The organism is Rhodococcus sp. IEGM 1381 (assembly GCF_030056795.1).
Taxonomy (GTDB): domain Bacteria; phylum Actinomycetota; class Actinomycetes; order Mycobacteriales; family Mycobacteriaceae; genus Rhodococcoides.
Genome location: NZ_JASHKQ010000028.1, coordinates 1 through 13,704 on the forward strand (window position 1 = coordinate 1; position 13,704 = coordinate 13,704).

Annotated in this window: 13 protein-coding genes and 1 pseudogene; 6 read left to right on the plus strand and 8 right to left on the minus strand. The window is 62.8% G+C overall.

Annotated features, from left to right (window positions below):
• The coding region (gene rplN, locus QM797_RS25930) for a 50S ribosomal protein L14 (RefSeq protein WP_283278615.1) at positions 1-367 on the minus strand (367 nt) is incomplete at its 3' end.
• A gap of 242 nt (positions 368-609) precedes the next feature.
• Here rplN and QM797_RS25935 point away from each other — a divergent pair.
• The 6 genes from QM797_RS25935 (at position 610) to QM797_RS25960 (ending at position 10,938) form a co-directional block, all read left to right on the plus strand.
• A complete protein-coding gene (locus tag QM797_RS25935; protein WP_283278616.1) occupies positions 610-1,686 on the plus strand; it encodes a DUF559 domain-containing protein in 1,077 nt (358 codons plus the stop codon).
• Positions 1,683-2,366, plus strand: coding sequence for a hypothetical protein (locus tag QM797_RS25940; protein WP_283278617.1), 684 nt, complete (start codon positions 1,683-1,685; stop codon positions 2,364-2,366). The genes QM797_RS25935 and QM797_RS25940 overlap by 4 nt, the downstream gene beginning before the upstream one ends.
• 2 nt (positions 2,367-2,368) lie before the next feature.
• Positions 2,369-5,551: a helicase HerA domain-containing protein gene (locus tag QM797_RS25945; RefSeq protein ID WP_283278618.1), complete on the plus strand. Its 3,183-nt coding sequence runs from the start codon at positions 2,369-2,371 to the stop codon at positions 5,549-5,551.
• A gap of 381 nt (positions 5,552-5,932) precedes the next feature.
• Entirely contained in the window at positions 5,933-6,439 is a 507-nt protein-coding gene (locus tag QM797_RS25950; RefSeq protein ID WP_283278620.1) for a hypothetical protein, read from the plus strand.
• 17 nt (positions 6,440-6,456) lie between these two features.
• On the plus strand, positions 6,457-9,579 hold the full coding sequence (locus tag QM797_RS25955) for an ATP-binding protein (protein ID WP_283278622.1): 3,123 nt from the start codon (positions 6,457-6,459) through the stop codon (positions 9,577-9,579).
• 33 nt (positions 9,580-9,612) lie between these two features.
• Complete coding sequence (locus QM797_RS25960; RefSeq protein WP_502942400.1) at positions 9,613-10,938, plus strand: AIM24 family protein; 1,326 nt, start codon at positions 9,613-9,615, stop codon at positions 10,936-10,938.
• A gap of 64 nt (positions 10,939-11,002) precedes the next feature.
• Here QM797_RS25960 and rpsQ read toward each other — a convergent pair whose 3' ends face one another.
• The 7 genes and pseudogenes from rpsQ to QM797_RS25995 all read right to left on the minus strand — a co-directional run.
• Complete coding sequence (gene rpsQ, locus QM797_RS25965) at positions 11,003-11,281, minus strand: 30S ribosomal protein S17 (RefSeq protein ID WP_032376635.1); 279 nt, start codon at positions 11,279-11,281, stop codon at positions 11,003-11,005.
• Complete coding sequence (rpmC, locus tag QM797_RS25970) at positions 11,278-11,523, minus strand: 50S ribosomal protein L29 (RefSeq protein ID WP_283278623.1); 246 nt, start codon at positions 11,521-11,523, stop codon at positions 11,278-11,280. Before rpmC ends, rpsQ begins: the two co-directional genes overlap by 4 nt.
• Positions 11,523-11,939: a 50S ribosomal protein L16 gene (gene rplP / locus QM797_RS25975; protein WP_283278624.1), complete on the minus strand. Its 417-nt coding sequence runs from the start codon at positions 11,937-11,939 to the stop codon at positions 11,523-11,525. Before rplP ends, rpmC begins: the two co-directional genes overlap by 1 nt.
• 3 nt (positions 11,940-11,942) lie before the next feature.
• Entirely contained in the window at positions 11,943-12,752 is an 810-nt protein-coding gene (gene rpsC / locus QM797_RS25980; RefSeq protein ID WP_283278625.1) for a 30S ribosomal protein S3, read from the minus strand.
• On the minus strand, positions 12,752-13,174 hold the full coding sequence (rplV, locus tag QM797_RS25985; RefSeq protein ID WP_027496311.1) for a 50S ribosomal protein L22: 423 nt from the start codon (positions 13,172-13,174) through the stop codon (positions 12,752-12,754). Before rplV ends, rpsC begins: the two co-directional genes overlap by 1 nt.
• Positions 13,171-13,452, minus strand: a complete 282-nt coding sequence (gene rpsS, locus QM797_RS25990; protein ID WP_008718309.1) for a 30S ribosomal protein S19 — start codon at positions 13,450-13,452, stop codon at positions 13,171-13,173. Before rpsS ends, rplV begins: the two co-directional genes overlap by 4 nt.
• A gap of 13 nt (positions 13,453-13,465) precedes the next feature.
• Positions 13,466-13,704: pseudogene (locus QM797_RS25995) on the minus strand (50S ribosomal protein L2); the annotation flags it as partial.

Sequence of the window (13,704 nt, forward strand, 5' to 3'; positions counted from 1 at the left end):
ACAGCACCTCCGGGGCGAGCGAGACGATCTTCATGAACTTCTTCTCACGCAGCTCGCGGCCGACCGGGCCGAAGATACGGGTTCCACGGGGATCGTTGTCCGGCTTGATCAGCACAGCAGCGTTCTCGTCGAAGCGGATGTACGAGCCATCCGCACGACGGCGCTCCTTGACGGTGCGGACGATGACGGCCTTGACGACCTCACCCTTCTTGATGTTTCCACCGGGGATGGCGTCTTTCACCGTAGCTACGATGATGTCGCCGATTCCGGCGTAGCGACGTGACGAGCCACCGAGAACGCGGATGCAAAGGATTTCCTTCGCGCCCGTGTTATCAGCGACGCGTACTCGCGACTCCTGCTGAATCACTCACTTCTCCTTGACCTGGATGTACGTACGTGCCGGATTTCCGTCCCGACACGCGCGGTCGGCTGCCGGGTACGGGCGCACAAGGCACACCGCTGCCACAGGCAACCGGTCAAGTGTAGGGGAACGAGTCACCTGGATCCAAATCCAGCCAGGTAAATAAGCAAGTAGTCCAACACGCGCAAGAAACGAACCACCAGTATGGTTTCCACCGATACGTCCCATTCTCCAACCGTGAAGGTGGCATGAAGAACTCGCAGGTCGACGATTGGCCGCTTCCACTCGACCGAGCTGCATGTCTCATCGGGGCCCCCGGTGATGCGATCGCCGTTGCCCTCGACGACCTGTCCGCCGCAGGGCCCGCGGTCATTCGAGTCCATACCGAACCCTCGAATATGCAGTCGCGATACACCGAGCAGATTCTCGGCGCGCTCACCCAAGCCGCCATCGATCTGTTTCCAGCTTGGTTACCCGAGGCGGAGAACGTGCAAGGCCACAGCTCACTCGACTACGCCGCGGTTCGGATACATGTACGACGCCTATCGGCTCGGAGCGCTCACTACGGGCCGTTCCTAGCGGACCTCGCGCAGCGCTCGCTATTGGGCGATCCGACGGCACGCCATGGACGCTTCTCCGACGCCGAGGTAGCTGAAGGCTTGGCCGGCGTACTCGGCACTAGCTGGGAACGAGAGAAAGTGGCCCTGGTGATCAGCGCGGACGAGCTGACCACACCTCAACAGGGTGCCCTCGCGTCGGCCTCGGAATGGCTTGCGGCCCGCGGCTTCGCCGTCTGGCTCGTCGACAACCCGGTACCGACCGTGGAGCGAATGTCCGTCGTGTATGTGGCTTTGCCCGAGTACCTGCAGGCCGTCGACGACTCCGACGCCCGCAAACGGCCGGAATCGACCGTGGAGTTCCCGGCCGTTGCCGGAAGACCTCATCCCAGCAGCGCCATCGAAAAACAGGTCGAGAAGGAATTGTCCCGTCGCGCATGGGCCTCGGGCCGGCGGCTGAACCATCCGTTCCAGTTCAGCCTGATCGCGGAGAAATATTTTCTCGATATTGCCTGGCTCGACGACATGTTCGTCGTCGAACTCGACGGGAACGAGCATTTGTCCCCGTGGCGTCGAGCGCGCGATCGGAGACGCGACGAGTTCCTGCGTGGTCTGGGCTACTACGTGCTCCGGATTCCGAACGAGCACGTGTTGGCAGACATGTGGCAAGTTATCGACGAGATAGAGGCCGCCCTCCACGAACATCGCTCCAACCGAACTTCCACGACGAACGCCCTCACCGCCGCGAAAGAAGGACAACACCCGTGACTACCGATCTGACATTCGTCGAACGGACCACACTGCTCGTACTGATGGCGGAATCCCGACCAGTAAAGAACACTGAGTTGTCCACATTGGGGTCTCGGCTCGAAGCCATAGAACGTAAAAACCTGGTGTCACGTCGACTGATAACGGCTCCAAAGGTAGGCCGAGGGCTCGTCCTGGAGTTGACCGACGCAGGATGGCAACTCGCCGCCGAGGAATTCAAACGATTGTCCGTCACGTCCAAGTTGGGTGGTAAAGCATATGCCACCCTTGTACTTGCCCTCATCCGTCATCTCGAACGCGTGGGCACAGAACCCAACGAAGTGTTCCTTCCCGTCGCGGCGGAGTCGACGCCGCCTGCGGGCGACTCCAAGCCCGTGATCACCGGCCATGTCGAGCCTGAAGTGGTGGAGCCACCGGCACCGGCCGACGTCGAGACCCGCATCCGCTCCGCTTACCACCGGCTTGCTCGCGAGCCGAAGGCGTTCGTTTCGCTCACGCGACTTCGAGCCGATCTCGCCGGACTCGACCGACGCGCAGTCGATGACACCCTGAGCTCCCTTTACCGCGAACAGAAGATCAATTTGATTCCAGAAGCGAATCAGAAGACCCTCACCGACGAAGATCGTTCTGCTGCACTGCATATCGGCGGCCAGAACCGACACATGGTGACAATCAAATGACGATGACTTCTGCAGAACACGACGCGCTGTCTTCGATTCAGCTGACGTGGGCACCCACACCCGACGATGTGTGGCGTACCAACGAGCTTCACGTCGACGGAATCAACGAGGCAGCCGTCGACAGCGTGATCAAGTCGTTCGACAGCGCGCGCACTCGCCCCGTGTCCAAGCCCTTGGGAGTCGTGATCCAGGGGGCTGCCGGGTCCGGAAAGACGCACATGCTCGGTCAGATTCGAGAGCGAGTTCAGCAGCGCGGCGGATACTTTTTTCTCATTGAATTGTTGGACGAGAAGGCATTCTGGGATTCGGTGCTGCACGGAATCCTGACCGACCTGGAGAGGCCCACACCGAACTTCGACAGCCAGCTCGAGAAGCTGCTGTGGGATCTCGGCACGTTGGCAGGCCTAGGTCGAGTCGAATGCCGGGCAATACAGGGCGAGCGAACCGTGACGCCCGATTTGATTGCGCAGTTCATCGAATCGCTCCGTCGCAAGTACCCGAAAGTCAAGGATGCACGCCACATTTTGCGGGCTCTGGTCCTTGCAGCCAGCGCGGACTTCGACCTCCAAGACCTCGGCGATGCATTCCTCAGATCGAACGACGCACTGGACCACGAGCAAAGGACGTACTGGGGACTACCCAATGCGGTGTTGACCTCACAACAAGTAGCACGAGACATTTCGTGGCTGCTGTCGCTGAGCGCGCCTACCATCGTTGCAGTCGATCAGATCGACACGCTGATTGCGCAGTCGCGCCAGCAGACCGACAGCGACACCGGCACATTCACTCCCGAGCAAGGTACGCAACTGGACAGTATTGCGCACGGCCTCATGGGGTTACGTGAAAATCTGGTCAGCACTGTTCCGGTTGTCTCCTGCCTTCCCGCAGCGTGGACTTTCATCGCAGACAACACCGTCGAGTCCGTCAAGGATCGATACCCCGTCAAGGAATCGCTGAGCCAGATTCCGACCAGGGAGATCGGCGTCGAAATCGTCGCAAAGCGGTTTGCTGCCCAGTACGCAGAAGCCAACTTCACTCCCCCGCATCCGACGTGGCCGATCGCGCCCGAGGCCTTCGACGACGTCATCACTTACAACCCTCGAACGCTCCTCCGGGCCGTAAACGACCACATACAATTCTGCCTGCGCAGCGACAAGATCACCGAGCTCTCCGATCTCTCGAAGAGCTCTAATGTACCCATTGGGCCGAAGCCAGGAACTACCGAAACGACCGATTTCGCAAAACTCGACGCCCGATTCGCCGATCTCAAGGCCGATGCGGATCTGGCCGCACTCGATGCAGATGACGAGGACGATGAGGTACCGGCGATTCTCGGTGCGGGGCTGGACGCCTGGATCGTCGAGGCGGGCACTGTCGAGCACAAGTTCACTCGGGACGCGGACCCCGGACGTAAACCGGCCCTACACGGTCGAATCCGACGTATTCTCGATGACATTACGGACGATCAGGAACACTGGGGCTTTCGTGCGATCGCCGCAAGCCATCCAATTTCCGTTCAAAACCGTATTCAAAAGGCTTGCACTGCAGCAGGTTTAACTCAAGGAACCGAAAAGCGTCGGCTGGTGATTTTGAGGAATACGCCATGGCCGGGCGGGCCCAAGACAGCCAAGACGGTGAGCGCGTTCGAGGATGCAGGCGGGACCGTGGTCGAATTCAGCGAAACTGACCTTCGGACCTTGTCCGCTCTGCGGACCATGAGGGACGAGAAGGATGAGAACCTACAGCAGTGGCTCGTCGCGCGACGACCCGCTCACCAGGTGGCGTTGTTGCGTGAGGTGCTGCCCGACCTGACCGACGATTCCAATCCGGCCGAACGGAAGGCGACGCGGCCGGCGACGACCGACCCCGGCCTCTTTCCCGTGAACGAGGTGGGGACGGCAAGCGCCGAGCCTGAGAAGGCATCCTCAGCTACACCAACGCGCAGGCCCAACCTTTCGGACACCGCGATTCCTCTGGGCACCCCCGCAGGCGGTGGCGCAGAAGTGAGTGTCGAGTTGGAGACTCTACGCAAGCACACTGCGATCTTCGCCGGATCCGGCTCGGGCAAAACGGTTCTGATTCGCCGACTCCTCGAGGAATGCGCATTGAAGGGCGTTTCTGCCATCGTGCTGGACCCGAACAACGACCTGTCTCGATTGGGGGTCGAATGGCCCACCGGCGAACGAACGTGGACCGATGGGGATGAGGCAAAGGCTCGCGACTACTTCGGCGGGAGTGAAGTAGTCGTGTGGACTCCGCGCCGAAATGCGGGTCGACCGTTGAGCTTTCAGCCACTGCCGAACTTTGCCGACGTCATCGACGACCCGGACGAGTTCGACTCGGCAGTCGAGAGCGCGCTTGCATCACTTGCACCTCAGGCAATGGCAATTGGCCGCACAGCCAAAGGACGGCAGATGATGGCCGTTCTGCGGCAGGCATTGGTCGACTTCGGCCGGCGATCACAAGGGAGCCTCGATGACTTCATCGACCTCCTGGAGAACTTCCCGGAGGATGCGAGCACGCTCAAGAACGGGGTCAAGATTGCCTCGGACCTGGCTGAGAACCTCAAGGCGTCCACGACGACGGACCCCTTGTTCGGCGGTGCGGGCGCATCGGCTGATCCGGGCATGCTGCTGACACCGAGCGCCGGTAAGCACGCACGGATTTCGGTAATCAACATGTCGGGATTGACGACGGCATCGCAAAAGGAGAACTTCGTCAACCAGCTTCAAATGGCGCTGTTTGCGTGGATCAAGAAGAACCCTGCCGGGGACAAGCCGTTGGGCGGGCTCTTCGTTCTCGACGAGGCACAGAATTTCGCGCCGTCCGACCGCGCCACGATCTGCCTACACAGCACTCTGGCGCTGGTGTCGCAGGCGCGGAAGTACGGCCTAGGAATGGTATTCGCAACGCAGGCTCCGAAGGGGCTCAACAACAAGATTCCAGGCAATTGCGCGACGCAGTTCTACGGGCGCCTGAACGCCCCGGTTCAGATCGAAGCCGCCAAAGAGGTCGCCCGAGTCAAGGGAGGGACCGTTCCTGATATCGGCAAACTTCCCGCCGGTGAGTTCTACACGGCGGTGGAGGAATCTGTGTTCGTTCGAACCAAGACACGGCTCTGCCTGTCCTACCATCCCAAGAGCCCTCCCACCGAGGAGGAAGTGATAGCTCTGGCTAAACGCTGAGAGCCCATTTCCGGAGACGCGCCGACCGAATCCGCAGACTGCAGTATCACAGTACGCACGTACCGACTCGGCGGCTGGCGAAGGAGACTGTGTCAAGCCGGCCATGCGAGGCGCCCATGTACGGTTTTCGGGAGGGGCACAAAGTTGAACGGCGCGAACATCGGGGGTTTCGATGCTGTTGCCAGCATCAGCGTCGACCGGTGACACACGAGTAACCCCTGGGCATACAACGGAACGGAGTAACTGGTGAGCGACGGTCTGACTAGCGTGGAAACGGCTGTCCTACTTGTGCTGATGGCTGAGGCGAGGGCCGTCACCAACACTGAACTTCGCCGCTTTGGGCCACAACTCGCTATGGCCTCACGCAAGAAGCTCACGCAAATGGGGTTAGTCGAAGTCGACGCATCGAAACGGCCAGTGACCCTGGAGCTCACTGACACTGGCTGGAAGTTCTGCACAGATCTGATGGGCACCGAACCGGCCGATCGGTCGAACGGATTCGATCGCGCGCTATTCACCGTTCTTGCGGGCCTCCGGCGGTGGTTGGACCAGTCCGGGTCTCGGCCATCCGAGATCTTCTCACCGCGGCGGCCTGAGGACCAAGCAGTCGAGCAGGCTAAAGGTACCGCCGACATCGAAGCCTCGATTCGCGCGGCCTACGCGCGGCTCGCACGTGAACCCGGCAGCACGGTTCGACTCTCGCGATTGCGAAACGAGTTGCACGACATACCGAGAACGGATCTCGACGACGCTCTCGCACGCCTGCGGCGAGCTTCGGACGTCTCGCTGATCCCCGAAGAAAATCAGAAGACGCTCACGGACGAGGAACGTGCTGCAGCCGTCGTCGTCGGTAATCAGCAGAACCACCTTCTCTCGATCGAACCATGATGGGCGTTGAGTCGACGATGACGGACAACGAGCAGATCCGGGCCCTCGAATCGGTGCGGCTGAGCTGGGCACCGACACCCGACGACGTGTGGCGTTCGCAATCGAACGTGCATGTGCCGGGGATGCACGAGCGGGTGTTCCTCGAAGTGATGAATGCGTACGACGCCGCCGACGCGTCCGATGACGCCAGCCCTCTCGGTGTCGTCGTGCGTGGGCCAGCAGGCTCGGGCAAGACGCACCTACTGGGCCAGGTACGTGAGGAAGTACAGCTCAAAGGAGGCTACTTCTTCCTGATCCGGCTCCTCGACGCCGCCGGATTCTGGCGCTCGACGCTGATGGGGATGCTCGACGACCTGATGCGCCCGTCCGGTCGAGGATCCGACAGTCAGCTCGGTCTGCTGCTTCGACGCCTGTGCGAGATCGGCGACATGTCCGAGGACCAGCGCGCAAAGATCATGGGCGAGAACATGATCGATGCCGAGACGCTGGATGCCTTCGTCACCGCGGTGTACAAGGTGCATCCCCGCCATCGCCGGACGTCACAGCACACACTGCGCGCGCTGGTGCTGTCCATTGCCCCGGACTCGGCGGTTCAGGACCTGGGCGATGCATACCTGCAGTCCATCGACGACGTCGATCCCGAGGAGTTCTCGGGGTGGGGAATTCGCCGCGCCGAGCTCGGTCATCAGGGCATCGCCGAGAACATTTCTCGACTGCTCGCGATCACCGGCCCGACGATTCTCGCGATCGACCAGATAGACACGCTGGTCGCCCAGTCGCGCACCGGATCCGATCAGGAGTTCGCCGACGCACAGGAGGACAAGGTCGTCGAACAGCTCGCGCACGGGCTGATGTCCCTGCGCGAGACACTCCCCCGCACCGCCTCGGTACTGTCGGCTCTGTCGAGTGCGTGGGAACTGATCGCCGCCCGCGGAGTCGCTCCCATGCGAGACCGTTTCCGAGTCACCCAGTCGCTCAAGCCGATTCCGTCGTCGGATATCGGTCGTCTGCTGCTCGGACGACGCCTGGCAGCATGCTTCCTCGAAGCCGGCTTCACTCCGCCGCACCCGACATGGCCGGTGGCCCCCGACGCGTTCGAGCAAGCCCCGGACTTCACTCCGCGCCAACTGCTCATCGCCGTCGACCGCCACATCAGGCACTGCCTCGACACCGGCGTCGCGTCGGAGCTGACGAGCTTCACCGACCGGTCCGGTCCGGCAGACGCGCCGGACCTTCCCACAGCGCGGGTCAACGAACTCGACACACTCGACGATCGCTACCGGCAACTTCGCGATCAGGTAGACGTCTCCGTTCCGCTGCGACCCGACAGCGAGGACTCGATCGTCCCCGCGTTGCTGTCCGCGGGCCTGACCGCGTGGATTCACGAACACCAGTCGTCCGACGACAGCCTGGCCCAGGACCCGCCCCCGAGCGGCAAGCCTGCCCTGCACGCCCGGCTACGCCACACCGTCGACACCGATACGGACGACGAGGAGCACTGGTGCTTCCGCGCGGTGACGTCCGGCAACGCTCGGGCCGCGCTGGCCCGAGTGGAGCGTGCAGTGACCACGGCGGGACTGCGCATCGACATGCCCAAACGGCGGCTGATTCTGATCAGGAACGACCCGTGGCCCAACGGAGCGAAGACCGAGCAGACGATTGCAGCCCTGCGCCGCGCCGGAGGCATCGTGGTGCCGTTGAGCGACGAGGACCGTCGGGCTTTGGCGGCCCTGTCGATCCTGCTGAGCGAGAACTCCCCTGCACTCACGTCCTGGCTCCTCGCGCGCAAGCCGGCACACGACGTCGAATTGTTCGGGGCGGTGCTGCCTGCCGTGAGTGTCGTCGACGACGACACGGCGCTCATCGAACCGGAAACCCCGATCACTGCTCCGGCACCGGCCGCATCGCGTCGGCCGTCCATCGTGGTGGGTGCCGAATTGAGCACCGGCGCTGATGTCGCGGTTCCGCTCGAAGCGTTGCGCAAGCACACTGCGATCTTTGCTGGCTCCGGCTCGGGCAAGACGGTACTGATCCGTCGCCTTGTGGAAGAGTGTGCGCTGCAGGGTGTTTCGGCGATCGTCCTCGACGTCAACAACGACCTTGCTCGGCTCGGCACCGCATGGCCGGAAGACGAGCGAACCTGGCCGCCCGGGGACGAAGCCAAAGCGACGGCATACCTGCGCGACACCGATGTCGTCGTCTGGACGCCGCGTAAGTCTGCAGGTCGCCCGCTCAGTTTCCAACCACTTCCCGATTTTGTCAGCGTCCTCGGCGACGACGACGAGTTCGACGCCTCCGTCGAGTCCGCACTGGCCTCGCTCGAACCGGCCGCCGGCGTTCTCGGTACATCGCAGAAGGCCAAACACGGTCGAGCCGTGCTGAAGTCGGCACTCGATCTGTTCGGTCGACGGCCGCACGGTGGCAATCTCACCGACTTCATCGACTTGCTCGAGGAATTCCCCGAGGACGCCAGCGAGATGCGCGACGCCGTCCGCATCGCTGCCGGCCTGGCCGAGAATCTCAAAGCCGCCGCCGCGAACGATCCGATGTTCGCCGGAGCAGGTACACCGGTCGATCCGGCTGTTCTGCTGACGCCGGTCGCGGGCAAGAAGGCCAGGGTGTCGGTGATCAACCTGGCCGGTCTGACCACCGACGAGCAGAAGCAGAGCTTCGTCAACCAGCTGCAGATGGGGTTGTTCGCCTGGATAAAGAAGAATCCTGCGGGCGACCGGCCGCTGGGCGGACTGTTCGTCATGGACGAGGCGCAGAACTTTGCGCCGTCGGACAGGACGACCGCGGCGACACACAGCACTCTCGCGCTGGCGTCGCAGGCTCGCAAGTACGGGCTCGGTCTCGTGTTCGCGACCCAGGCCCCCAAGGGCCTGCACAACCGCATTGCAGGCAACGCGTCGACTCAGTTCTACGGCCTGTTGAACAGCCCGTCGCAGGTCGATGCGGCCAAGGAGATGGCGCGAGTCAAGGGGGGTTCCGTTCCCGACGTCGGGCGTCTGCCTGCCGGTCAGTTCTATGCAGCCGTGGAAGGTGCCGAGTTCCGACGCACAGCCACTCCCCTGTGCCTGTCGTACCACCCCAAGAGTCCACCGACCGAGGAAGAGGTCATCGAACTCGCGCGTTCCTGACAGCGGGCGTCCGACACTGGCACACTGGATCCGGTGAAAAGCCTCGCTCGCGGGGAGAACTGCCCCGCTCCGACCGGACCCCTGACGGTAACGTTGGCCAACTCGACCTCGGTCGATGTCTCCGCGCTGCTGCTGGGTCCGGACGGACGAGTGCGTTCGGACGCGGATCTGGTGTTCTACAACCAGCCGGCGGGCGCGGGTGTGGAGTACCAGCGGACGTCATCCGGACATCTGGTGCGGGTGGATACGTCGGCGATTCCTTCCGACATCGAGACGGTCGCCATCGCAGCCTCGCTGGACGGAAGCGGTCCTGCAACGTTCGCCGCCGCAGGCCCTAAGTCGGTGACGGTCTCCGACACATCGGGTACCGCGCTGGTCGGGTTCGCAGCCGATGCTCTCGGGGACGAAAGCGCCCTGGTGTGCCTGGAGTTCTACCGGCGCGCCGAGCAGTGGAAGATCCGCGCTGTCGGCCAGGGGTACGCGGACGGGTTGGCCGGACTGGCCACCGCTTTCGGGATCAGCATCGAAGACGACGAGCCGCCGCCGTCCGAGGCACCGACGACAACCCCCTCGCAGAACATCGAATCGCCCGTCAATTCACCTGTCCACCAAGGAGTTCTGGCCATGAGAAGCGAACTGTTCGCGCCCGTACACGCCGAGGTTCCCGGATCCGGTATTCAGAAGCAGGGCAGCAAGATGTGCCGGGTGGGACTGAGCGGCGAGCTGATGGCCCGGGCGGGCTCGATGGTCGCCTATCAGGGCAACCTGAAGTTCGAGGCGCAGGGCTCGGGCGGTTTGGGTCGGGCACTGAAGCAGGCGCTCTCCGGGGAGGGTGTGCCGCTGATGAAGGTATCGGGCCAGGGTGATCTCTTCCTCGCCAACGCTGCCCAGGATGTGCATCTGATCGACTTGGACGGCACGGATGGATTGACCATCAACGGTGCCAACGTCCTGGCCTTCGAGTCCTCGCTCAGTTATGACGTCAAGCGAGTCCAGGGCGCGGCGGCAGGTGGAAACGCGGGCTTCTTCAATTGCGTGTTCACCGGACGCGGGCGGATCGCCATCACGACCGACGGAGTGCCGGTGGTGCTGAACGTCGATCAGCCGACGTTCGCAGACCCGCAAGCCGCGGTAGCGTGGTCGTCGTCCTTGCAGACACGGGTGAAGAAGAACGATTCGTTCGGACTCGGGACCCTGATCGGCCGTTCGACCGGTGAGCGATTCACCCTCGAGTTCGCGGGTCAGGGATTCGTCGTCGTACAGCCTTCGGAACAGCCACCCGGCGGATTGATCGGTGGTGCCGGCAGCGGGGAGCAGGCAGGCGTCGGTGGGGCGCTCGGTGGCCTGCTGGGCAGGTGATCCGAACACAAAAAGAGCCCATCCCCGGTTGACCCGGGAATGGACTCTTTCCAGCACTCGGTGCTTACTTGGCCTTTTCGAGAACCTCGACCAGTCGCCAGTGCTTCGTGGCGGACAGCGGACGGGTCTCCATGAGCTGAACGCGATCGCCTACGCCGGCGTCGCCCTTCTCGTCATGTGCCTTGACCTTGGTGGTACGACGGATGATCTTGCTGTAGAGGGGGTGCTTGACCCTGTCTTCCAGCTCGACCACGATCGTCTTTTCCATCTTGTCGGATACGACGTAGCCGATCCGGACCTTACGGTTGTTGCGCTCTTCAGTCACAGTGTTTTCCTCGCTCATGCTGCGTCACCTGCTGTGTCCTCGGAAGGAGCAGAGGCCAAGCCGAGCTCACGTTCGCGGAGCACCGTGTAGATACGCGCGATCTCGTGGCGCACCACGCGCAGTCGACGGTTGTTGTCCAACTGGCCGGTAGCCATCTGGAAACGAAGGTTGAACAGCTCTTCCTTCGACTCACGCAGCTTGGTGACCAGCTCTTCACCGGTGAGCTCGCGGAGCTCTGCGGCTGGGGTTCCGGTAGCCATCAGAACTGCTCCTCCCTGGTGATGATGCGTGCCTTGATGGGCAGCTTGTGGATGGCGCGAGTCAGTGCCTCACGCGCGATGGTGTCGTCGGGGTACGAGAGCTCGAACAGCACGCGACCCGGCTTGACGTTCGCGATCCACCACTCGGGCGAACCCTTACCGGAACCCATGCGGGTCTCGGCAGGCTTCTTGGTGAGCGGGCGGTCCGGGAAGATGTTGATCCAGACCTTGCCGCCACGCTTGATGTGGCGAGTGATCGCGATACGAGCGGCCTCGATCTGACGGTTGGTGATGTACGCAGGCTCGAGAGCCTGAATTCCGTACTCACCGAACGTGACCTCTGTACCACCCTTGGCGAAACCCGAACGCCTCGGGTGATGCTGCTTGCGGTGCTTGACCCGGCGGGGGATCAACATGCGTCAGCCCTCCTGGTTCGGCTCGGTCGAAGCCGGAGCCTCGGTTGCGGATGCCGCGCGGCCGGCCTCGGTGCTGGTCGCCGTGGTGCCCGAGGCACCGGAGCGACGCGGACGAGTGGGACGCTCGCGACGGGGACGGTCTGCACCGGCAGCCGGAGCTGCAGCAGCAGCGAGTTCACGCCGTCCGCCGACGATGTCGCCCTTGTAGATCCAGACCTTCACGCCGATGCGGCCGAAGGTGGTCTTGGCCTCGTACAGCCCGTAATCGATGTCGGCACGGAGCGTGTGCAGGGGAACGCGTCCCTCGCGGTAGAACTCCGAGCGAGACATTTCTGCGCCACCGAGACGGCCGGAGCACTGAACACGAATGCCCTTGACGTTCGGCTGACGCATGGCCGACTGGATGGCCTTACGCATCGCGCGGCGGAATGCAACGCGGTTGCTGAGCTGCTCGGCAACACCCTGAGCCACGAGCTGAGCCTCGGACTCGGCGTTCTTGACCTCGAGGATGTTGAGCTGAACCTGCTTGCCGGTCAGCTTCTCGAGAGCTCCGCGAATGCGGTCGGCCTCGGCGCCACGACGACCGATGACGATGCCGGGACGTGCCGTGTGGATGTCCACGCGAACACGGTCACGGGTGCGCTCGATCTCGACCTTCGCGATGCCTGCGCGCTCCATGCCGGTGGCAAGAAGCTTGCGGATCTCGACGTCTTCCTTGACGTACTCCGAGTACTGCTTGTCTGCGTACCAGCGCGACTTCCAGTCAGTGGTGATACCCAAGCGGAAGCCGTGCGGGTTGATTTTCTGACCCACTACTGAGCCCCTTCCTTGGACGCCTGGCCCTTACGACGGTTACGAGACGTTCCGCCGGTCTTGGGCAGGCTTTCGACGATCACCGTGATGTGGCTGGTGCGCTTGCGGATCCGGAATGCCCGGCCCTGAGCGCGCGGCTGAAATCGCTTGAGGGTGGTGCCCTCGTCGACGAATGCAGTGGCGACGATCAGCGTGCTGGGATCGAGATCCAGGTTGTTCTCGGCGTTGGCGGCTGCGGACGCGATCACCTTGGCGACCGGCTCGCTCGCTGCCTGCGGCGCGAACTTGAGGATGTTGAGCGCGTCCTCGACGGAGCGCCCACGAACCAGATCCACGACGCGACGTGCCTTCATCGGCGTGACGCGAACGTGCTTCGCTACGGCCTTGGCAGTCGGATTGGCGGTGGGGGTGAAGTTGGTCATCGCCTCTTCGCCTTCCGGTCGTCCTTGATGTGACCCTTGAACGTGCGGGTCGGTGCGAACTCCCCGAGCTTGTGGCCGACCATGGAGTCGGACACGAACACCGGTACGTGCTTGCGACCGTCGTGGACGGCGAAAGTGTGACCGATGAAGTCGGGCAGGATTGTCGATCGACGGGACCAGGTCTTGATGACCTGCTTGGTTCCCTTGTCGTTCTGGACGTCAACCTTCGCGAGGAGGTGATCGTCTACGAACGGGCCTTTCTTCAGGCTGCGTGGCATTCTGAACTCCCTCCTAGCGCTTGTTCTTGCCGGTACGACGACGACGGACAATGAGCTTGTCGCTCGCCTTCTTCTTACTGCGGGTACGGCCCTCGGCCTGTCCCCACGGGCTGACCGGGTGGCGTCCACCCGAGGTCTTGCCCTCGCCGCCACCGTGCGGGTGGTCGACCGGGTTCATCACGACACCACGAACGGTCGGGCGCTTGCCCTTCCAGCGCATACGGCCGGCCTTGCCCCAGTTGATGTTCGACT